Origin of the sequence: Bradyrhizobium sp. 172 (assembly GCF_023101065.1) — a bacterium.
Taxonomy (GTDB): domain Bacteria; phylum Pseudomonadota; class Alphaproteobacteria; order Rhizobiales; family Xanthobacteraceae; genus Bradyrhizobium; species Bradyrhizobium canariense_D.
Genome location: NZ_CP064701.1, coordinates 1759248 through 1780234, shown reverse-complemented (window position 1 = coordinate 1780234; position 20987 = coordinate 1759248). Strand labels below are relative to the sequence as shown.

General features: G+C 63.2%; 20 protein-coding genes and 1 pseudogene. 11 read left to right on the top strand and 10 right to left on the bottom strand.

Going from position 1 to position 20987, the window contains the following annotated elements; translation table 11 throughout:
* Window positions 1-102: 102 nt before the first annotated feature.
* A complete protein-coding gene (locus IVB07_RS08500; RefSeq protein WP_026232628.1) occupies window positions 103-396 on the top strand; it encodes a hypothetical protein in 294 nt (97 codons plus the stop codon).
* A gap of 147 nt (window positions 397-543) precedes the next feature.
* Entirely contained in the window at window positions 544-1815 is a 1272-nt protein-coding gene (locus IVB07_RS08495) for a DUF892 family protein (RefSeq protein ID WP_247767593.1), read from the top strand.
* 3 nt (window positions 1816-1818) lie between these two features.
* Here the strand turns inward: IVB07_RS08495 and IVB07_RS08490 are convergent, their stop codons facing one another.
* Entirely contained in the window at window positions 1819-4935 is a 3117-nt protein-coding gene (locus IVB07_RS08490) for a DEAD/DEAH box helicase (RefSeq protein ID WP_247767592.1), read from the bottom strand.
* Here IVB07_RS08490 and IVB07_RS08485 point away from each other — a divergent pair.
* Window positions 4934-5164, top strand: coding sequence for a hypothetical protein (locus tag IVB07_RS08485; protein ID WP_018453923.1), 231 nt, complete (start codon window positions 4934-4936; stop codon window positions 5162-5164). The two genes, IVB07_RS08490 and IVB07_RS08485, sit on opposite strands and share 2 nt — an antisense overlap.
* 159 nt (window positions 5165-5323) lie before the next feature.
* Here IVB07_RS08485 and IVB07_RS08480 read toward each other — a convergent pair whose 3' ends face one another.
* Window positions 5324-5584, bottom strand: coding sequence for a hypothetical protein (locus tag IVB07_RS08480; RefSeq protein ID WP_007595982.1), 261 nt, complete (start codon window positions 5582-5584; stop codon window positions 5324-5326).
* A 121-nt stretch (window positions 5585-5705) separates the two neighbouring features.
* On the opposite strand from IVB07_RS08480, the gene IVB07_RS08475 reads away from it, so the two are divergent.
* The gene (locus IVB07_RS08475) at window positions 5706-6437 is read left to right on the top strand and encodes a DUF3750 domain-containing protein (RefSeq protein WP_018453922.1); all 732 of its coding nucleotides are present in this window, start codon (window positions 5706-5708) and stop codon (window positions 6435-6437) included.
* Between the two features lie 285 nt (window positions 6438-6722).
* Here the strand turns inward: IVB07_RS08475 and IVB07_RS08470 are convergent, their stop codons facing one another.
* From IVB07_RS08470 to IVB07_RS08440, 7 genes are all read right to left on the bottom strand, one after another.
* Complete coding sequence (locus IVB07_RS08470) at window positions 6723-7010, bottom strand: DUF2934 domain-containing protein (protein ID WP_247767591.1); 288 nt, start codon at window positions 7008-7010, stop codon at window positions 6723-6725.
* Window positions 7011-7292: 282 nt separating this feature from the next.
* On the bottom strand, window positions 7293-7454 hold the full coding sequence (locus IVB07_RS08465; RefSeq protein ID WP_007595988.1) for a DUF2934 domain-containing protein: 162 nt from the start codon (window positions 7452-7454) through the stop codon (window positions 7293-7295).
* A 146-nt stretch (window positions 7455-7600) separates the two neighbouring features.
* Entirely contained in the window at window positions 7601-8257 is a 657-nt protein-coding gene (locus IVB07_RS08460) for a hypothetical protein (RefSeq protein WP_247401683.1), read from the bottom strand.
* 14 nt (window positions 8258-8271) lie between these two features.
* Window positions 8272-8766, bottom strand: a complete 495-nt coding sequence (locus IVB07_RS08455) for a type II 3-dehydroquinate dehydratase (RefSeq protein WP_247401682.1) — start codon at window positions 8764-8766, stop codon at window positions 8272-8274.
* 32 nt (window positions 8767-8798) lie between these two features.
* Window positions 8799-10079, bottom strand: a complete 1281-nt coding sequence (locus IVB07_RS08450) for a TRAP transporter large permease subunit (RefSeq protein WP_247401660.1) — start codon at window positions 10077-10079, stop codon at window positions 8799-8801.
* Between the two features lie 61 nt (window positions 10080-10140).
* Window positions 10141-10650 (bottom strand): TRAP transporter small permease, encoded by a 510-nt coding sequence (locus IVB07_RS08445; protein ID WP_247401657.1) that lies wholly within the window; start codon window positions 10648-10650, stop codon window positions 10141-10143.
* 76 nt (window positions 10651-10726) lie between these two features.
* Window positions 10727-11743: a TRAP transporter substrate-binding protein gene (locus tag IVB07_RS08440; RefSeq protein ID WP_018453915.1), complete on the bottom strand. Its 1017-nt coding sequence runs from the start codon at window positions 11741-11743 to the stop codon at window positions 10727-10729.
* A gap of 226 nt (window positions 11744-11969) precedes the next feature.
* Here IVB07_RS08440 and IVB07_RS08435 point away from each other — a divergent pair, with 226 nt between their 5' ends.
* From IVB07_RS08435 to IVB07_RS08420, 4 genes are all read left to right on the top strand, one after another.
* Entirely contained in the window at window positions 11970-12629 is a 660-nt protein-coding gene (locus tag IVB07_RS08435) for an FCD domain-containing protein (protein ID WP_085348502.1), read from the top strand.
* Between the two features lie 58 nt (window positions 12630-12687).
* Window positions 12688-13587 (top strand): SMP-30/gluconolactonase/LRE family protein, encoded by a 900-nt coding sequence (locus IVB07_RS08430; RefSeq protein ID WP_085393960.1) that lies wholly within the window; start codon window positions 12688-12690, stop codon window positions 13585-13587.
* A gap of 968 nt (window positions 13588-14555) precedes the next feature.
* Window positions 14556-15485 (top strand): Ku protein, encoded by a 930-nt coding sequence (locus IVB07_RS08425; protein ID WP_018453912.1) that lies wholly within the window; start codon window positions 14556-14558, stop codon window positions 15483-15485.
* A gap of 45 nt (window positions 15486-15530) precedes the next feature.
* Complete coding sequence (locus tag IVB07_RS08420) at window positions 15531-16259, top strand: DUF72 domain-containing protein (protein ID WP_085393961.1); 729 nt, start codon at window positions 15531-15533, stop codon at window positions 16257-16259.
* Window positions 16260-16363: 104 nt separating this feature from the next.
* Here the strand turns inward: IVB07_RS08420 and IVB07_RS08415 are convergent, their stop codons facing one another.
* On the bottom strand, window positions 16364-16633 hold the full coding sequence (locus IVB07_RS08415) for a hypothetical protein (protein WP_018453910.1): 270 nt from the start codon (window positions 16631-16633) through the stop codon (window positions 16364-16366).
* Between the two features lie 407 nt (window positions 16634-17040).
* Between IVB07_RS08415 and IVB07_RS08410 the strand changes: the two are divergent.
* The 3 genes and pseudogenes from IVB07_RS08410 to IVB07_RS08400 form a co-directional block, all read left to right on the top strand.
* Window positions 17041-17922: pseudogene (locus IVB07_RS08410) on the top strand (helix-turn-helix domain-containing protein); the annotation flags it as partial.
* Window positions 17923-18668: 746 nt separating this feature from the next.
* A complete protein-coding gene (locus tag IVB07_RS08405; RefSeq protein WP_247454107.1) occupies window positions 18669-19577 on the top strand; it encodes a LysR family transcriptional regulator in 909 nt (302 codons plus the stop codon).
* A 149-nt stretch (window positions 19578-19726) separates the two neighbouring features.
* Window positions 19727-20962: an MFS transporter gene (locus tag IVB07_RS08400; RefSeq protein ID WP_247395293.1), complete on the top strand. Its 1236-nt coding sequence runs from the start codon at window positions 19727-19729 to the stop codon at window positions 20960-20962.
* Window positions 20963-20987 lie beyond the last annotated feature (25 nt).

Genomic DNA, 20987 nt, shown 5'->3' with positions numbered 1-20987 from the left:
GTCGTGACACGGTGAGCCGACGCTTTCGAGTTGATGACGACAGGGAACGCACGCAGGTTATCGGCGTTCGAGTAGATGGGGCATCAGTCGGAGAACACCGAGATGAAGTTCACAGGTGCCGTTATCCTCGCCGCTCTCGCGCTGCCTGGAGCAGCCTGGGCGCAGGCCAGCAAGCCTGACGTTTCGTCCGCGCCGAGCGCGCAGAATTCGGGTGCCGGCATTGCCGGGCAGCCCGGCAACAAGAACGGGCCGGCCGCAAAGCCTGGTGAGACCGTTGGATCGAGTTCGACGAGCTCCACTGGCAACACCGCCGTGCAGTCGCAGGACCCGTCGAATATTCAGGGCGCGCCAGGCAACAAGAATGGGCCGCCCGCCAAGCGTCCGGACCAACGCTAAACGAATACGCCCACAATCCTGCCGATCGACTTCGAACGACCTGCGCCCGATATCATCGGCGCAGGTCGTTTCGCGAGGAACGAACGCTAAAGCCGCCCGTTCGGAAGACATCCTCTTTCCTGTCCTTCCAATACGAGAGTCCCCACCATGTATCACCACGTCAAGAAGCTGATGTTCACCGTTCGCGTCGACGAGCCGGATCCCCGCTTCGGCAACATGCTGCTGGAGCAGTTCGGCGGCGCCAATGGCGAGCTCGCCGCCGCGATGCAGTACTCGATCCAGGGGGTGAACTGCGAGGATCCCGATCGCAAGGACCTGCTGATGGACATCGGCACCGAAGAGCTCAGCCATCTGGAAGTGGTCGGCACGCTGGCGCGGATGCATCTCAAGCCGTCGAAGTTCGACCGCCAGGCGGCCGAAGCCGATCCCCTCATCGCCATCGCCGGCGGCGGCGGCGTCAATCTCTTCAACTCCCAGGGCAATGCCTGGACCGCCGACTATCTGAAGATCACCGGCGAGCTTGACGTCGATCTGCGCAGCAACATCGCCGCGGAGGCGCGGGCCAAGATCGTCTACGAGCGGCTGATCAATTTCTGCGACGACGCCGGCAGCAAGGACGCGCTGCAGTTCCTGATGACCCGCGAGATCACGCACATGAAGGCGTTCGCGCTCGCGCTCGAGAGCATGGGCAAGCCAGCGTTCAGCATCGGCCGCATCGCGCCGACGCCCGGCCTCGTGGACCAGTTCTTCAACGATTCCACCGGCGCCGGCGACCATGGCGAGATCGACACGCGCGGCCCGTGGAACGAGGGCGGCGACTGGGTGTTCACGGAGTCGCCGGCGATCCAGGCGGGCGAACCGGGTCCGGCCTCGGCCATCGTCACCGAGAGCTCGCCGCCCGCGGACGAAGCGGGTCTCGGCGATCTGCTCATCAACGAGCTGCGCGATATCCTGCATGCCGAGAAGCAATTGACCAAGGCGCTTCCCAAGATGGCGGAGGCCGCCCGCTTCGATCAGTTGCGCGAGCTGTTCGAGCAGCACCTCGCCGAGACCGAAGCGCAGGTCGAGCGCATCAACGAATGCTTCGAAATGCTCGGCAAATCCCCCCGCGCCAAGCCCTGCAAGGGCATGATGGGCCTCGTCGAGGAAGGCCAGGAGATCATGGCCGAGGGCGAGGACAAGGAGGACGCGGCGGCCGACCTCGCCCTGATCGGCGCAGCGCAGCGCGTCGAGCATTACGAGATCGCGGGCTACACCACGGCGCGCAACCTCGCCCAGCAGCTTCGCCACAGTGCCATTGTCGCCCTGCTGTCGAAATCGCTCGCCGAGGAGGAGAACGCCGATCAGCTTCTCAACCAGGTGGCTCGCTCGCTGATGTCGGTGGCGAAAATGCCGGCGGCAGTCGAGCAGACCGAATGATCCCTAGCCGTCCAGCAGGTCGAGAAACTCCTCGACCCGGCTGAACGGATCCTGGTCGCGGCGGCCGGCGTGAACAACGCGGTCGCCGTCGCGCTGCAGCGCCCCCGTCTGCGACTTCGCCCTCGATTTCCGTAGTCGCCCCGGCAGGAACGTCGCGGCGACGGCCTCGGGCCCGACATCGAGCCTGACGATACCGCGCTGCTTGCAATCGATCCGCAGCCTGGCGGAGGCGAAGAAGTCGCGGGCCTCCGGCGGCAGCCTGCCGAAACGACGCGAGATCTCCTCTTCCAGATCTTCCAGATCGTCGTCGCTCCGGCACCTGGCAGCGCGCCCATAGATCTCGAGCCGGACCGCCTCGGATTGCACGTAGCCTTCAGGCAGCATGTCGGCGAGCGGCATATTGAGATCGGGCACCCACAGATCGGCCCCGGTATCGCTGCCTCGCTCGGACGCGCGCTTCAGCAGATGACTGTAGAGCACCGGTCCGAACACCTGGACATGCCCGGACTGCTGTTCCGAGAACAGATCGCCGGCGCCCCTGAGGTCGAGGTCGCGCTCGCTGATCGCAAAGCCGGCCCCGGGCTTGCTGAACTCCTCCAGTACCGCCAGGCGCTTCTCGGACTGCTCCGAGGTCGATTCCGTCAGCAGATGAGCAAAAGCGCGCGTGCCGCCGCGTCCCACCCGTCCCCTGAGCTGATGCAGCTGCGCAAGCCCGAACTTTTCGGGCCAGCACACCACGATGGTGTTCGCGCGCGGAATATCGAGACCGCTTTCCACGATATTGGTCGCCAGCAGCACATCCGCCTCGCCATCGACGAAACTCATCATGCGATCGTCGATCTCGTCCACGGGCAGTCTGCCGTGAAGACAGACGATGCGCAGCTCCGGCGCCACCGATTGCACCCGCGCCAGCATCGGCTCCAGATCCTGGATGCGTGGGCAGATCAGGAAGCTCTGACCGTGCCGCCTGCGCTCACGGAGCAGCGCTGCGGCAATGGCAGCATCGGACAGCGGCGCGATCCTGGTCACGATGGGAAGGCGATGAACCGGCGGCGAGGCGATCACGCTGAGGTCCCTGAAGCCGGCAAGACCCGCCGCGAGCGTGCGCGGGATCGGCGTGGCGCTCATCCACAGCGAATGGGCCCCCTTGGCGAGGCCTGAAAGCTTCGCCTTCTCGGCCGCCCCGAAATGCTGCTCTTCGTCGATGATGACGAGGCCGAGTTCGGCGAACTTCACGTCCTTTGCCGCAAGCGCCTGCGTGCCGACCACGACTTTCAGCGTGCCGCGCCGCAGCCCCTCCTTGGTCTCTCGCGTCTCCGGGCCTGAACTGGCCCGCGACAGGCTTCCCACCTCGATGCCGAGAGGGCCGAATCGCTTGCGGAAGGTTTCGACATGCTGCCGCGCCAGCACGGTCGTCGGCGCCGCGATCGCCACCTGCTTGCCGGACAGCGCCACTGCGGCCGCCGCCCGCAGCGCGACCTCGGTCTTGCCGAAGCCGACGTCACCGCAGATCACCCTGTCCATGGGATGGCCCGCCGCAAGATCGTCGAGGACGTCTTGAATCGCCTGGGCCTGGTCCACTGTTGTGAAATAGGGGAACCGCGCGACGAATTTTTCGTAAGCTGGCCCCGGCGGCACCAGTTTCGGTGCACGACGGCGGAGGCGCTGGCTGATGTGTTTGGCGAGCGCCTTGGCGGCGACCTGGATTTCCGCTTCCGCCTCGGTGCGCCGCGCCCACCAGCTGCTACCGTCCGCCTTGTCCAGCGTCAGCTTGCCGGGCTCGCCGGCATAAGGCCAGATCACGGCAAGATCGGAGGGCGGTACGAGCACGGCATTGTCGCCCGCGAATTTGAGCCTGATCATCTCGCGTCGCGATCCCTTGCCCATATCCAGGGTCTGCAAGCCATCGAGCACGGCGAGCCCGCGTTGCAGATGGACGATAGCGGCGCCCTTTTCCGGCACGTCGGGATAATCGAAAGCCGGATTCCAGGCGCGCGCCATCGGCTGCGGATGATGGGCTCGGCTGCCGAGCACGTCGGACGCGGTCACGACGACGAGCGGCTTGCGGCCGGCGCCAATGAACCCCGCGTCGAAATCGGCCAGCAGCGCGCCTTCGCGGCTCCGTGCCTTCGTCACCTCGCTCCAATCGGCCAGGCGCTCCGCCTTGATGCCGCTCATGCGCTCCATCGCGCGAAGGTCGTCCTCGACGGCCGCGACGAACAGCAGCCGCGATCCGCCGCGCTGCATGTCGGCGACGAAGGCGCGAAGCGCCTTGCGAGGCGAGGCCAGCTTCGAGAACTCCGGCGTCGAGATGAAGGCCGTCTTGCGCGGCAGCACGCTGATGCGCTTCTTCAGCTGCTTCCAGTCCGCCTGCCCCAGATATTCGCGTTCCGCATCCCTGCGGCCGGCAGCGTCCTCGATCGTGCCCAGCCAGCTCTCGGCGTGAGCCGATACCCCGGCATCCGCGATCCATCGCGCGCGGCTGCAATAATCAGGCAGTGTCGCCCGCTGTCCGCGCGTAGCTCCCAGAGCGATCCGCTCGGACATGGGATCTATGATCAATTCCGGGGTCTCGTAGACGACCTCGTGCTCGATAGGATCAACCGCGACGATCTTGCGGATCGTGTCGCCGGAATGCTCGATCCGGAAGGGAGCGAGTGCGCCGGCGGGAAACACTTCGAACGTCTTGCCATGGAACAGGACACCGCCCGGATACTCCGCCTCTTCGTCGAGATCGTAGCCGAGAGCTTCCAGCCGCGTCTCCAGCTCGGTCTCGGAATAGGGCGCGCCCACCTTCAGCGTGAGGCTCGACCGCGACCAGCTCGCCGGCAGCGGCAGCCGTTCCATGATGGCTTCCGCGGTGGACACCAGGAAGACGGGCTTCTTTGTCTTGGCGAGACGCCGCAGCACCGAGCTGCGCCGGCCCGCGATCTCGCGGGAGGGCTCGAGGCCGTCGAAGGGCAGCGTGTTCAGGCGCGGAAACACCAGCACGTCGACCGAGAGATCGAGGGCGTGGATCACGCCGCCCAGCCGCTCCGCCCTACTCTCGTCGTCGCAGAGGAAGACGAGGCCGTCGCGGCCGGACTTCTCCCACTGCTCGAGCAGATGCAGCGCCAGCATGCCGAGCGGCGATGAGGAGGCGACCGCGGAACGCGAGGCGCTCTTGTCCGGGCGCTTGCTTGTCGAGCTGGTACTTTTCGACCTCTTGCTTTTCGAACTCGTGCTCTTCGCGCTCTTGCTTATCGAGCCTACGCTTGTCGAGCTCTTGCTTTTTGTCTTTATCGCGCCGGTCGTGGCCCGGGCTTTGCTGGTGGGCGCCAATGTGTATCCAACTTTGTTTCGCAAATAGAGGCGAGCGACGACGAGCCCTCCCGTCGAGCTCCGTCGATAACGCGCCTCGGGCTTGAGCGCCCACTGACGTCATTACAATTTTGCAATTGCGTTGAAAAGCAGAGACAGGGGGCAAAGGCAAGCGGCCTGAACGGGCAGAAGGCTAACGGGCAGGCGGCTATTGCAGAACCTTCGGCAGCACCACGACCACGTCCACGCTCTGCGCGAGGATGTGCGTGGCGACCACAGCGAGCTGGTGCGAGAACTCGTCCTCGATCTCGGCCGCGCAGTCTTCGTCGCTGGCAATGGCAAACAGCAGATTGCCGTCGATTTCGTCGAACCGGATGCCGGCGAAGAGGCGATCGAAAATCTCGGCGCCCGCGATGTACGCGATTCGCGCTTGGATGGCCTGGTCCTCGACGAGCGACAACTTCCTCATGGAGGCAACATATGGCCGCACCACCCGAATGCAAGAGCAGGAGAGCGCTGGCGCGGCGTGCCTTGCGAACTATATTGGTGGCATCGTCCCGCCTGATCGCCGTTTGCCCTTGAGGAAATCCTTGATTCTGTTCCTGCTGCTGATCTTCCTGCCGATCGGCGTGTCGGCCGGCCGCTATTATTTGCGCGGCGACGGCCGCGGCAATTGGCAGACGGCGGATCGCTCCAGCGCCGGCCTGCTGCCGCCCGCATCGGCCAATCCGGATGCGCTGATCCGAGTGTTCGCCGCGCGCACCGTGCGCTGGCGCAGTATTTTTGCCGTCCACACCTGGATCGTCGTCAAGGAGAAGGGCGCCACAACCTATAGCCGATACGACTACACGGCCTGGGGCGACCCTGTTCGCAGCAACGGCTTTCCGCCCGACGGCCGCTGGTTCGGAGCCCTCCCGGAAACGGTGGTCGCCGTCGATGGCGCGCGGGCCGAAGCGCTGATTCCGAAGATCCGTGCCGTCATCGAGAATTACAAGTTCCGCGCCTATGGCGACTACAGCGCCTGGCCGGGACCGAATTCCAACACCTTCGTGCAGGCGGCGCTGGATGCTGTTCCCGAGCTGCGTGCCGTGCTGCCGCCGACCGCTATCGGCAAGGACTTTCCCTACAGCGGACGCTGGGCCGGCATCACGGCGTCCGGCACCGGGCTCTACGCCTCGCTGTCGGGCTATCTCGGCATGACCATCGGCTGGGTCGAAGGGGTCGAGATCAATTTCCTCGGCGCGGTGCTCGGCCTCGACATCCGCCGCCCCGCGCTGAAGCTTCCCGGCATAGGCCGCCTGGGTGTCGCGGCTGGCGCGTAACGCGATGACGGAGCAGTCCCGTCAACGTCGGTCACCTCCCAAGCTTCCCGACATCGTCCTTCCAATGTGTGCTTCAGGTCACAGCAGAATCGAGCGCCTTGGCCTAGACTGAACTTGCATGGCCGCAAACAAGGTAACGGCGGTACGCACCAGGCTGGAGAGGCGACCAACAGCTACGAACTTTTGAGGCCGCCAGGGTGAAGAACTCGGCGGCTTTTTCTCTGTCCGGCGAACGCGCGGACGAACCTTGTTCGCTGCCGAGGTGGCTACCGGAAGCGCCAGCTTCTATCGTTTCTCTGGCGGATCCGAGAGCTTCCGCTGATCGCGCTCTTGTTCGATCTGCCGTTCCGCTTCGACCCAGAACTCCACATCGCGATCGGCCGGGTGACCGGCTTGCTCCCAGAGCTCGTACGCGCGCGCTCGCACCTTGCCGCGCCGCATCATGCGAAGAAGCTTTTGCTTCAGCTCCTCGGCGAAGCTCCTGAATCGCTCGACGGTGGTTTCGTCTTTGACGAGCGCAGCCGCTCGCGTTGCGAGTTCGATCTGGTGCTCTATCTTTTGCCGCTCGTCCACCGCAAACCCCGCCGTAGCCACGGGCCTGCGTCGCAGCCCGTGCTGCTCACATCCTCAATTCCTGCTGGAAGGCTCTGTTCCGCCTTCAATGCCAGGTCCTTCAATGCCACGTCGTGTCCGCTTCGACGATCACCGCCCTTGTTTCGGGATCTTCCGTCGTGTTGCAGGTGCAGGGCATGCCCGCACCGCAGCGGCAGCCGCCCAGTTCCTCACTCCAGGCGCGGAGCGGGTGGTTTTCGCAGACCCATCCCAGACCATAGCAGAATGGGCATCTCTTGTTGGTCACAGCGTATCCGGCGTCCGCATGGGGTTCGACTTGTCCTCGTTGCGCAACTCCTGCTCGGCCGCGTGCCAGAACTCTTCCTCGCGGCCTTCCGGCTTGCCCGCCTGTTCCCACAGGCGGTGCGCGCGTTCTCTGATGTCGTGATCGGTCGGCTCCGGCATTGCATCTCCTGCGAAGAGACACGGCCCCACCCTGGGGGGTATGGGGGCTTGGAGGCGGGGCCGTGCAGGCCAGCAAATCGGCGGCGACGCTGGCCCGCTGAGTCAAGCCTCGATGGTGCGCAAGAGTTCCTAGCGAGACGTTGCCATCAGCCGAAATCCGCGATGCGGGCGTCGAGCGCAAAGATGCTTTGATAGACTTCCGGCTCGCTCGCCCCGGCCATGACGTCGGGCGCAAGCTCGCTCGCCCGCTGCAAGGCAGCCTGCAACGAGGCGACGTCGAGCGCCTCGATCAGCAAAAGCCCCGCGAAGAACCCCTCGTTCTTCCGCATGCCCTTCTCAGCGGTCGGCACCGATGTCCGCGCCTCGTCGGTCGCGCCGATCTGCACCGCGGCAACCCCGTCGCACGCAACGAGCGCCTGAGCCAGACCTTGGGGATATTTCGGCAATGTCTCGATCCGGAGCGCCACGATCGATGCGCCCTCGCCCCGCCCTGCCCGCGCGATCATGACGCCCCCGCCCCGCATGAAATTGCCGAGCTTCGGCATGATACGCTGGGACCACGGCGTCGGTGCGTTGAGGCGCGCCAGATAGGCCTCGCCGTCGAGGACCTCCGGCGTCTCCAGCTCATACAGAATGAAGAAGCGGCTGATGTCGTCCCTTGCCGCGCGGAAGACACGCGATGCCAGGAAGCCCTTCGTCGTCACGCGCTCGGTCGTGTGCTCGCGCGTCAGCCAGTGCCGGTAGTCGGTCAGGTCGTGAGCCTCGACGTCGCTCCAGATGGCGAGAAATCCCGTGCCGCGCATCCCGCCCTCCATGCCTACGCCTTGCCGCCGGCCGCAAGCCCGTGCAGAGCCGGTGCGATGGCCTCAGGCAATTGGCCCAGCCGTTGGACCGCCGCGAGCATCGCGGCGAGATAACCATAGGGACCCAGGCCGCAAATGACCGCCGTGCAAGCACTCGACGTGATCGAGTGGCGGTGCAACTCGTCCCGCGCGTGGATGTTCGAGATGTGCACCTCGATCTTCACACCCTCGAAAATCTTCAGCGCATCGATCAGCGCGATCGAGGTGAATGAATAGGCCGCGGGATTCATGATGATGGCGTCCGCGTTGCCATGGGCGGACTGGATCAGGCTGACGAGTTCGCCCTCCATGTTCGATTGATGGAACGACATCGAAACGCCGAGCTGGTCGGCCAGCGCGCGGCAGCTCGCCTCGATCTCATCGAGCGTCGTCGAGCCGTAGATGTGGGGCTCGCGGATGCCGAGGAAATTGAGATTGGGTCCGTTGAGGATCATGATCCTTGCGGCCATTTTCGCTTGTCCTTCTTTTGTTGCCGACGCCTCTAGCCGCTGAACCACTTGGCCGGGATCGTCACCAGTCCCGGGAATAGCACCATCGCGAACAGGACGATCAGTTGCGCGATCAAGAAGGGCCAGACGCCCTTGATGATATCCTCCATGCTGATCCTGGAGACGCCGCAAACCACATTCAGCACGATACCGACCGGTGGCGTGATCAGGCCGATGGCATTATTGATGATGAAGAGAACACCAAAGTAGACGGGATCGATGCCCGCCGCCTTGACGATCGGCATCAGGATCGGCGTGAGGATGAGGATGGTCGGCGTCATGTCGAGGGCCGTCCCGACGATCACCACCACGACCATGATCGCAAGCATCAGGAGCGTGTTGTTGCCCATGAAGGGCTTCAGCAGGGTAACGATCTGTGTCGAAATCTCGGACACAGTGATGAGCCAGGACGATACCAGCGCCGCTGCCACGAGAAACATCACGATACTCGTCGTCAGCGCAGAGGAGACGAACACCTCGTAAAGCTGCGACAGCTTCAATTCCCGATAGATGCAGGTCGCGACGAAAAGCGAATAGACGGCGACGACGACTGCGGCTTCCGTCGGCGTGAAGATGCCGAAGCGCAGGCCGACCACGATGATGACCGGCAGCATCAATGCCCAGAAGCCGTCGACCACCGCTTTCACCATTTCCGAGAGCGATGCTCTTGGCGGGGGCGTCAGGTTCTCACGGCGCACCACCCACCACCAGGCCAGGCAGAGCCCTGCCCCGAGCAACATCCCGGGGACGATCCCCGCCAGAAACAGTTTCGAGATCGACACCCCCGCGGCGACACCGAAGATGACGAACCCGATGCTGGGCGGAATCACGGGCGCGATGATGCCGCCGGCCGCCACCAGACCCGCCGCGTAGGATTTCTTGTGGCCCGCCGCCACCATCATCGGCACCAGCAGGGCGGCCAGAGCCGCAGCGTCGGCTGCCGCGGAGCCCGAGAGCGACGCAAGGATGCAGGACGCGAGGATCGTCACGTAACCAAGTCCGCCGCGAAAATGCCCGACCGCGACGAGCGCAACGTTGACGATTCGCTTGGCCAGACCGCCCTTGTTCATGACCTCGCCGGCGAGCATGAAGAATGGAATGGCCATCAGCGGAAAGCTGTCCGCGCCGTTGATGACGTTCTGCGCCACGATCTGGGCGTCGAACATGTCGATCGTGCTCATCAAGGCCACGCCGCAGACGATCAGCGCAAAGGCGATCGGCATGCCCAGCGCCATGGCGCCGAGCAGCGAGAAGGTGAAGACGGCGATCGTCATGGCGTGATCCCGGTGATTTCCAGGATGTGAGCGCCGGGCGGCACGATACGAGGAGACAGCATCAGTGCTCCTCCGATTCCCTGACGGCTACCATGTCGGCTTCGCTGGCCTGTCCGGACATGACGCGGAACAGGTCGTAGAGAAGGATCACTCCGGCCGAAACGCCGAAGATCACGCCCACGCCATAGAAGATGCCGAGCGACAGGCCGGTCGCCGGGGCGCGGTCGTCGATATTGATGATCGTCTGCCGCCAACTTCCCGAGAGCAGAAGCCAGTCGGCGAACAGCATCAGGACGTAGCTGACGATGAAGCAGATGCGTTTGCCGTAAGCCGGCAGCATCCGCACAAGGCTATCGACGCCGAGATGGGCGTGCTCACGCATTGCCACGACCGCACCGAGGAAAGTCAGCCAGACCAGGAGCCAGCGCGACAGCTCCTCGGAAATCGCAATACCGGAGTTGAAGCCGTAGCGCAGGACAACGTTGCCGAAAACCAGCACCACCATCACCGCAAGACATGCGGCGATGATGCCCTTCAGCAGGGTGCAATAGAGGTCGAGAATTCGCGCCATGCGTGCCGTCCGGGCAAAGTCGGGTTCAGAGCCGGCCCACTGGCCGGCTCTGCCTCTTGCATGCTGACGAGGTCGACTATTTCACGTCCTTGCGGATGCGATCGAGCTCGTCGTTGAACAGCTTGACCGCCTCCGGCTTGAGATTGGCGGCAATCTTGTCGACGACCGGCTGCGCCGTCTTGCGCATGCGATCGAGCTCTTCCGGCGCGACGGTGTTGTACTGCATGCCCTTCGCCTGTAATTCAGAGAGGGCCTTTTCGGTCTGAAGGCGGGTCTGCTCCTTTTGATAGCCTCGGCTTTCCTCATACGCCTCGCGCATCAGGCGCTGCTCGGTCGGCGAGAGCTTGTCCCAAAACGCCTTGCTCACCAGAATAATGTTCAGGGTGAAGGTGTGATTGGTGGCGGAAACGTATTTTTGCACTTCGTAGAACTTGTTGGAGAGAATGACCGTGAAGGGGTTCTCCTCGCCATCGACGGTGCGCGTCTCCAACGCCGAATAGAGTTCGCCGAAGGCCATCGGAACGGGATTGGCCTTGAAGGATCCGAAGGTCTCGAGATAGACCGGGTTCGGAATGACGCGGAGCTTGAGGCCGTTGAAATCCTCGACCTTGGTGATCGGCCGCGTGCTGTTGGTGACGTTGCGGAAGCCGAGGCCCCAATAGCCCAGACCGATCAGCCCCTTCGACGGCAACGTATCGAGCATCGACGTGCCGAACTTGCCGGTCCCGAGAGCATCCGCCTGCTCGATGGTCTTCACGATGAATGGAAAGTCGATGAGGCCGAACTCCGGCACGACGGTTGCGAGCGACGTCGTCGAGGCCGACAGCATTTCCTGCGTGCCGCCGCGCAGCGCGGATTGCTGCTGCAGCTCGTTGCCGAGCTGCGAGGCCGCGAACTCACGAATCTTCATCTTGCCCCCGCTCTTCGCCAGCAGGATCTCCGCAAATTTCTGCACCCCCGCGCTGACGGGGTGATCGGTGTTGTTCAGGTGTCCCCACCTGATCGTGCGCTCCTGAATGTCCTCAGCGGATGCACCGACCGTCAGCGCCACGCAGATCGCCGTCGCAGACAGCGCCCGTACCAACAAGCTCATTTTGACCTCCCTGTTCGATCGGGGCACGACGGCGGCTTCAGCCATTCTTTTCTGCACCCTCAGGTCAATCAAAAAACATAACTACATTTTTTGGTCAAATGATAAATCGCAATTCATCCGATATTTTTGATTACGTCTGTTGGTAGGCGTCTGCTATATTGCTGGTAACATTGATGGTTCGGCCGCCCACCACGGGCGTTGCGCGCATATTGCGGGATCGGAGAGCATGACGTCACTCGAGGGGCGCCCTTTGTCGGCGGGCGACAGCGGTTATCAGCGGATTCGATCCGACATCATTTTCGGCGTGCTGACGCCGTCCGGACGTCTCAAGCTCGACGCCATGAAGGAGGACTACGGCGTCAGCATCTCCACGCTGCGCGAGATCCTCAATCGGCTGACCTCGGAGGGATTCGTGGTCGCGGAGGGCCAGCGCGGCTTCGAGGTGGCGCCGATATCCATCCAGAACCTGCGTGAACTCGCCGGCCTGCGCATCCTGCTGGAGCAGCATGCAATGGCCGAGTCGTTTCGTGCCGGCGACGTCGAGTGGGAGGGCCGCGTGGTGTCCGCGCATCACAAGCTGGCGGCCACCGAACGCACCGTCCTCAAGGAGGGGGACGATCCCGAGCTGCGCAAACGCTACGACGGCGAATTCCACCAGGCTCTCATCTCGAATTGCGGTTCGCGCGAGCTGATGCAGACCCACGCGATCGTGTTCGACAAATATTTCCGCTATGCGCTGCGCTACCGCGGCGCAGAGACGATCAACCAGCACAAGGCGCTGCTCGAATGCGCCCTCAAGCGCGACATCAAAAGCGCCAAAACCGTGCTCACCGATCACATCAACGGGTGCGTCGCGCACGCCCTCGCCTCCTGGAACGAGGATTGATCGTCCGCGGCCTGACGTCGTTCGGAGACAGCGCTCGTCGCTGCAATCGGATTTCGGGATGACTCCTGACATGATTCCCGCATATCGGGTCGAGACCGCGGTCGCCGCAGGCGACATCCTCGGCGAGACGCCATTGTGGTGCGACCGCTCCCGCAAGCTGTGGTGGGTCGACATCGACCGGCGGCTGCATCAATCCTTCGATCCGGCGACCGGCGCGCATCAGGTTGTTCCGTACGCGTGCAACTTCCTCGGCAGTCAGGCCTTGACGGCAGATGGCTCCCACCTGCTCGCGCAGGATCTGGGGCTTTATCGCCGCGCGTCCGATGACGATCCTCCAGGTCAGCTCTGCGAGGTCGAAAGCGGCCCCGACAATCGCCTGAACGACGGGCGCGTCGACGCGCGGGGCCGGCTATGGATCGGCACCATGGACAACCAGCTGCATCGGCCGAACGGAGCGCTGTATCGGGTGGAGGCGGACGGCCGGACGGTGCGCATGTTCGGCGACGTCATCGTGACGAACGGAATTGCGTTCTCACCCGACAATCGCACGCTCTATTTCACGGATACGAGGCGATACCGCACCTGGCAATTCGACTTCGATCTCGATAACGGCGTGATTAGCAACAGACGGTTGTTCGCGGATTACAGCGCCTCCGGCGAGAGGCCCGACGGCGCGTGCATCGACATTGCGGGCGGACTGTGGACCGCATTCTTCTCCGGCGGCCGGGTGGTGCGTTATCGGCCGGACGGCCGGATCGATACCGTCATTCGGGTGCCGGCGACCAATCCGACCTGCGTATGCTTCGGCGGAGCCGATCTGAAGACCCTGTTCGTGACGACGGCGAGAAAGTTTCTTGATCGCGAGCAACTGGGCCGCGAACCCCAGGCGGGTCATGTTCTGGCCATCGATGGCATCGCACAGGGACTTCCAGAACACCGCTTCGGCAATTCATCCTGAGCGCCTGCCACCGAGACGTCGCGGCACATGACGCGACCAGGCATTCAAACAGCGGACATGATTTCTCGTTCTCGCGGCGCGTTTCGCCCGAGCTTTGCTTCGTCACTCCGCCCTCATATCCAAGAGGGCGCAGGGAAGGCCGGGTGCCGGCTGGCACCCGCGGTCCGCTGCGCGAAAAGCACACGCAGGAAAACCGCACAGCAGCATACAGGTGTAGCCAATCACTCGGCCTTCCCTGCGCGACGGTTGGACGGCTTATGCCGTGCTCTCCCGGGAGCCGAGTTCTCTTTGGCCTCCCTCGCCTCGCGAATTTGGATGATGCTGTCTGCCCGGTTGGGCTCGCACACACCTCCGCGAAAGCTTGACCGTAGCAACGACGGCCAGGACCACACGGTTTTGCCGTACGCACGGCCCGCCATTTCGCCGCAGTTTTTCCAGCCCTGTCGACGAAGCCGAAAACTTACAGGCGAGACGAAGCCTAGCAGCGCCGCTCGTCCGCACGCGGTTGCGGGCTCACAGGGTCTACCCGCCCTGCCCGCACCATCTCGTACCGACGCTGCCGCGTCCATCGCAAGCCCGGCTCGCAATCAAGACGACAACGAGATCGCCCCTCAAGGATGAGCCGGGATGAGCGACACATACGCCGTTTCCGAATTTCGGTAAAGTGGAATATTTTTGCGGAGAGGGATTGACGGGAGAAGGGTGTGTTGCCCGACGGGCTGGGTTGCCGCTTCCCTAGAGCAAGGGATTGGCCGTTTTCCACAGAGGTCTAATCACCGCGGAGTGCCAGGGATTGCGTCACCGATACACGTTCTTATTTTGTTCGTTGGGTTAAGACTGCCCGCCATCTATTCCGGGCGCTTGACCGGGATCTGGCATCAATTTGCGGTGGACACCTGCGGGCGGTGTCGGAACTGTGTCGCGCCGTTCGTCTTGAGTCCAAGTCCCCTTATGGAGTTTTGCGTACCATGGCCCCCCGCGCGAACTGGAAAGGCTTTTTGCGTCTCTCGTTGGTCACCTGTCCCGTGGCGCTCTACCCAGCTACGTCGGAGAGCGAGAAGATCTCCTTCAACCAGCTCAACCGTCAGACCGGTCATCGGATCAAGTACCTGAAAGTCGACGCCGACACCGGCGACGAGGTGCCCAACGAGGACATCGTTAAGGGCTACCAGCTCGAGAAGGACCAGTTCATCGAGGTGACCAAGGAGGAGCTTGAGGAGATCGCGCTGGAATCCACGCGGACCATCGAGATCGATGAGTTCGTAGACAAGGCCGAGATCGATCCGCGCTACCTAATTCGCCCCTACTACATCCGTCCGGACGGAAAAGTCGGCCACGACGCCTTCGCGGTCATCCGCGAGACCATCCGCGAGATGAACAAGGTTGCGATCGGGCGCGTGGTGCTCACCAACCGAGAGCACATCATTGCGCTCGAGCCGATGGACAAGGGTCTGGTCGGCACCTTGCTGCGGTATCCCTACGAGGTTCGTAGCGAGCAGGAATACTTCGACGAGATCCAGGACGTCAAAGTGACGAAGGACATGCTCGATCTGGCCAGGCACATCGTGAACCAGAAGGCGGGATCATTCGAGCCGGAGAAGTTCGAGGACCATTATGAAAGCGCGCTGATCGAGCTCATCAACCAGAAGCGCACCGGCAAGCCGATCGTGCCGAAGGATCGGCCGAAAGGCGAGAACGTCGTCGATCTGATGGACGCGCTACGCAAGAGCGTCGGCGGGGCGGCAGCAAAGACCGAGGCTCCGAAAAAGCCTGCCAAGAAGACGAAGAAGGCTGCCGCGGCTCAGAAGGAGATGCTGATGCCGATCGCCGGTAAGAAGCTGGCTAAGGAAGCGGCGGCGAAGAAGCCGACAGCAGGGACGCGGCGGAAGTCGGCGTGAGATTGTGAAACATCCGGTGATACCCGATGGCAGTTTCGGACTGACATGGAAGAGGCCGCGCATGTCAAGGCTGAGCTGCGGCTCGGCACAGCGGGATGGAATGTTCCGCGAGTCTGCAAGGAAAGAGTTGGCGGGGTAGGTAGCCAGCTTGAACGCTACGCGCGGGTGTTGAACGCCACCGAGATCAACTCATCATTTCATAAGCCGCACCGGCGTTCGACCTATGAGAAATGGGCGAACGCGACGCCAGATGATTTCCGCTTTTCGGTAAAGGTGCCGAAGTCTGTTACTCACTCGTCACAGCTTGCGCAGGGTGAACTCGATCGGTTCATCGAAGAGAGCGCCGGACTTGGTGCGAAGCTCGGGGTTTTGCTCGTTCAGTTTGCGCCTCGCAAAATGTTCGTTGAGTCCGATGCGGAGTTCCTGTTCCGCGCGCTGCAGGAAAAGACCTCAGCCGCTCTCGCGTGCGAGCCGCGTCACGTCAGCTGGTTTACGCCCGAGGTCGGCGCCTGGCTCGGGGAACGTCGGATTGCCCGTGTCGCCGCGGATCCGGCGCGGGGGCCCGATGCCGACCTGCCGGGCGGGTGGCCTAGTCTGCGCTATTTTCGATTGCATGGAGCGCCGCGCATTTACTACTCCGCGTACGACGGGGCGTTCCTGCGATCGCTGAAGCTGCGGCTCGGTGCTGCGTCGTCATCTAGTGAGACCTGGTGCATCTTCGACAACACCGCAGCCGGCGCAGCGATCGAGAACGCACTAGACTTGCTCGCTTGAAGGGCCTTTTGGCAATAGTCCGCTGATATCCGTTACGTCGTCCAAGTTTGCCAAAGGCGTTTGAGGCTCGCACGCCATTCGAGCGGCGCGACAGCGCAGGGGACTTAATCGGGACGTGGCGGGCACTCCGGGCACGTATCGCCGATCGAATGCAAAACCTCGCGCACTTGCCCGACGGCCTGATCCGGAGATAAGCCCTCGGGTGGCTCCTGCCTGGCTATATCCAATGCGTGCTCGCGTGCATGCGGGTCGGCCCGGTCCTTCGCCCAGCCGTGCTCCTCGCATTCGTGGATGGCGCCCGCCTCCTGCAGCACGCTGAGCGCCCAGCCGCGCAGCGTTCGGATCGCCGGCCGTCTTTCCTTCGTCATCAGCATCGAGCTTGCTCCTGCCCGGACGAATCCTTTGGCCCGTCTTTTCGTTCCGAGCGGTTAGCACGCAGCAGGGATTCGCAATCGGCAGAGCTGAGGTTTGTCCCCGTGTTCCGCGGCTCTGGCACAATCGCGTCGGCTGCAGCACGGCTCAGCCGTAGGGTTCTGCCCGCTGAGAAGCGGCCACGCTTCGACTCCGGGCGCTAAACCGCTAAATGTACCCCGCCGTCTTCCCCTCCGCAGCGCGTAGCTTCATGCTCGCCAGCTTGCGAATTGGTGGGACTAATGTGGTACCAAGAGAGTCCGAGGATCGCAGGTTAGCAGGAAGTGCCTTGAGCGGCCCGAGACATAGGTGACAAAACGTACCGGACACATGGGTTACACTTTCCGCTTTTGTTCTGCGGGAGGTGTGGATGCCGTGGAAAGCGAGTTCGGTCATGGAAGAACGCCTTCGCTTTGTGGCCAGGCTTCTGGATGGGGAAGCCATGACGGATGTGTGCCGGGAGTTCGGCGTATCCCGCAAGACCGGCTATAAGATTTTCGATCGCTACAAAGAGCAGGGGCTGGCCGCCCTGAGCGATCGGTCCAGACGGCCGGTACGCTATGCCAATCAGCTCCCGGAGCAAATCGAGGGTCTGATTGTCCGCCTCAAAGCCGAGAAACCGCACTGGGGCGCGCGCAAGATCCGCGAACTGCTGGTCCGGCGGCTCGATGGCGATGTCAGGATTCCGGCCAAAAGCACCATCCATGCGGTGCTCGATCGCCATGGCCTGGTCAAGCGTGGCGGCGGGCCGCGCCACCGCGCGCGCGGCACGCCGCTGTCCACGGGTACCGGACCCAATGATTTGTGATGCACCGACTTCAAGGGCGAGTTCAAGCTCGGCAATGGCCGCTACTGCTATCCGCTCACCGTTACCGATCATGCCTCGCGCTTCCTGTTGTTGTGCGAAGCGCTCGATTCAACGCGTGAAGACCCTGTAATTACTGCCTTCGAGCGTTTGTTCCTCGAGCGCGGCCTGCCGCTCGCCATTCGCTCCGACAACGGCGTGCCCTTCGCCAGTCCCAACGCCTTGTTCAACCTCTCCAAGCTCTCGGTGTGGTGGCTCCGACTTGGTATTGCAATCGAACGCATCAAGCCGGGCCACCCGCAACAGAACGGCCGTCATGAGCGCATGCACCTCACCCTCAAAAAGGAAACCACCCGGCCGCCGGGCGGCAATAGCTTGCAGCAGCAGGAACGCTTCGATGCCTTCGTCCGCGAGTTCAACTCCGAACGCCCGCACGAGGCCCTCGATCAAGGCGAAGTACGGTTCCGTCCGCATGTACTGGACCGGCCGGCTGTCTCCGGAAGCGAGCGCCTTGGTTGAGGACGCGATAGACTTGGCAGAGGCCCGCAACGCCTGCACCTGTGACGTGTGCGGCGACACGGGGGTTCTCCGCAGTGGCCGCTGGCTGACGACTCGCTGCGACTTGCACGCCCAGCGACTGACTCCCGCTGGGGACATCCACATCGAGGGTGCGTGATCGACCGCGAGCTCCGGATCACCTGCCGGTGCTACGCGCGCGTCGAACGCGTCACCTCAATGGATCTTACCTCAGCGGAGAGAGTGGGAATCTCTCCCCCAATGACGAGAATGCGCCAAAACCCGCAGAAAACAAGGATTCCTAAAAAGCCCGGCCGAGTTTTGTGACCACCCGTGTGTACCACCTGATCCGCTGAAAAGGTCGTCAACGTCCGGCGATGTCGGGGCAGTTCGGGGCCTTTCCCGTCCGACCATTTTTGCGATGCATAACTGTCCCGCCCCCGCCGTCGATCTAGCACCTCACCGACGTCATCTCGGGCGGCAGCCGGAACGCCCGCGGGCGGCGCGGGCGAGACCATAGGGGGCTGTAAGGACTGCGGTGAGCACCCGTCTGTCAGTCCGGGAAAGTCCAATTCCGCGCCTCGGCCGCCGAGCATTGTTGACTCCGCCGGACAATAGGCCAACCTCGACCCTTGCTCGCCCGGCAGTCGGGCAGCCGTCGGACACACGCGCTTGAGATGCAGCTTCGTCGCTCGGACCTCGCCGACCTCTCCTATTTTCTGGAGATTGCCAAGCACCGGAATTTCCGACGCGCCGCGATCGAACTCGGCATCGGAGCCTCCGCTCTAAGCCACGCGCTCCGCAGCCTGGAGGAGCGCCTTGGGGTTCGACTGCTCAACCGGACAAGCCGCAGCGTAACGCTTACCGCCGCGGGCGAGGCGTTGCAGTCAGCGCTTGCGCAGCCCTTCGACGAGATCGGCAGCGCCCTGGACGTTCTCAACCGCTTTCGCGACGTGCCGATGGGTCGGGTGCGGTTGAGCGTACCGACGGAAGCTGCCGAGTTTCTCGTTGGACCCGTGATGGCCACGTTCCTGGAACGGTACCCGGAGGTCGAGATCGAGTTCTCGGTCAACAACCGTATGATCGACGTCATCGAAAACGGGTACGACGCGGGTATCCGGTACGGAGGCACAGTGCCGCAGGACATGGTCGCGCAGCGTCTGTCCGCCGATATCCCCTGGCTCGTCGTCGGGGCTCCTTCCTACCTCGACCGCATGGGCACTCCGGTGAATCCAGGTGACCTGCAATCTCACCGCTGCGTGAAGATCAGGATCGGGGACGAGAGCATCTATCGCTGGGAGTTTGAACGCGGCGACGAGAAGATCGAGATCAATGTTCCGGGCGGGATGACTGTTGATCAAGGGCAGATCGGATTGGTCGCCGTCCGAGACGGGGCGGGGCTCATGTACGTGGCCGAGCCGATGGTGCGCAAGGACCTGCGGGACGGCACGCTGCGCACTGTGTTGGAGCAGTGGGCGCCCCTCGGGCCTGGCTTCCACATCTACTACTCGAGCCGACGGCAGGTTCCGGCGGCGCTCCGGCTCTTCATCGATCTCGTCCGGGAATTGCGACCGCTAGGCCTCTGAGGCCCCTCCGATCGATGAATCCTTCTCAACGGAACATCCGACAGCGCCAGTCTGCTGTCGGGCCTCGCGCGGAACTATCTGAGAACGGCGGCCGATCGCCGCCCGGACCCGGCCGACCGGGTGCGGAGCAGTTTGTTTCCGAGGCTAGAATGACAAGCGAAACCACTTTCGAGGACGGTGCCGTCCAGCGAGAAGCGCCGGCATGGGGCGCGGTCTTCGCCCTCACTCTCTGCGTCGCGACGCTGATCGCGTCCGAATTCATGCCCGTCAGTCTCCTGACGCCGATCGCAGCGGACCTCCACATTACCGAAGGTCAAGCGGGCCAGGCCATCGCAGTCTCCGGCATATTCGCCGTTCTTGCGAGCCTGCTCATTTCGCGGGCGACCCGCGGCATCGACCGGCGGACCGTCCTGCTGTCTCTCACGGTCGTTATGGTGGCGTCGGGCCTGATTGTCGCGCTCGCGCCGAACGAGGCCATCTTCATGGCGGGGCGGGCGCTGATCGGGATCGTCATCGGCGGCTTCTGGTCGATGTCGGCCGCTACCGCGATGCGCCTCGTTCCCGAAACTCAGGTCCCGCGGGCGCTGGCCATCTTCAACGGCGGAAATGCGTTGGCCACGACGATTGCCGCGCCGTTGGGAAGCTTTCTCGGTCAGTACATCGGCTGGCGCGGAGCCTTCTTTTCAGTCGTTCCGCTCGCCGCGCTCGCGCTGGCCTGGCAATTTCTCACGCTCCCCTCGATGCCAGCCGCGGACGACAGCCGCAGGGGCTCCGTGTTCGGAATCCTTCGCTTGCCGAAGGTCGGCCTTGGGATGATCGCAGTCGCGTTCTTCTTCATGGGGCAGTTCGCGCTGTTCACCTACGTGCGCCCATTCCTTGAAGCGGTCACTCACGTGAGCGTATCCACGCTTTCCTCGCTGCTGCTGATCATGGGCATCGCCGGTCTCCTGGGGACCTCCTTCATCGGTCTGCTCCTGAAGAACAGGCTCTACGGTCTTCTGATCGCGATGCCGCTGTTCATGGCGCTGATTGCAACCGGACTCATCTTGTTCGGAGGGGCGGTGCCGGCCGTCGCGGCACTGCTCGCCGGGTGGGGGTTGATCGGCACAGCCGCGCCCGTCGGCTGGTGGACCTGGCTAAGCAAGATGCTGCCCGACGATGCCGAACGTGGCGGAGGGCTCATGGTCGCCATCATCCAGTTGGCGATCACTTTGGGGGCCACTATCGGCGGCTTCTTCTACGACGGCAGCGGCTACCAAAGCACCTTCAGCGTTAGCGCCACTATCCTTTGTGCCTCTTCGCTCTTGGCCTACTGGGCATGGCGTGCAAGTTGCCGATCGCCCAAGGATGAGGCCGCTGTTGATCGCCCGGCTTTGCATACATGAGAAACATTCATCGTGGCATTCGAAC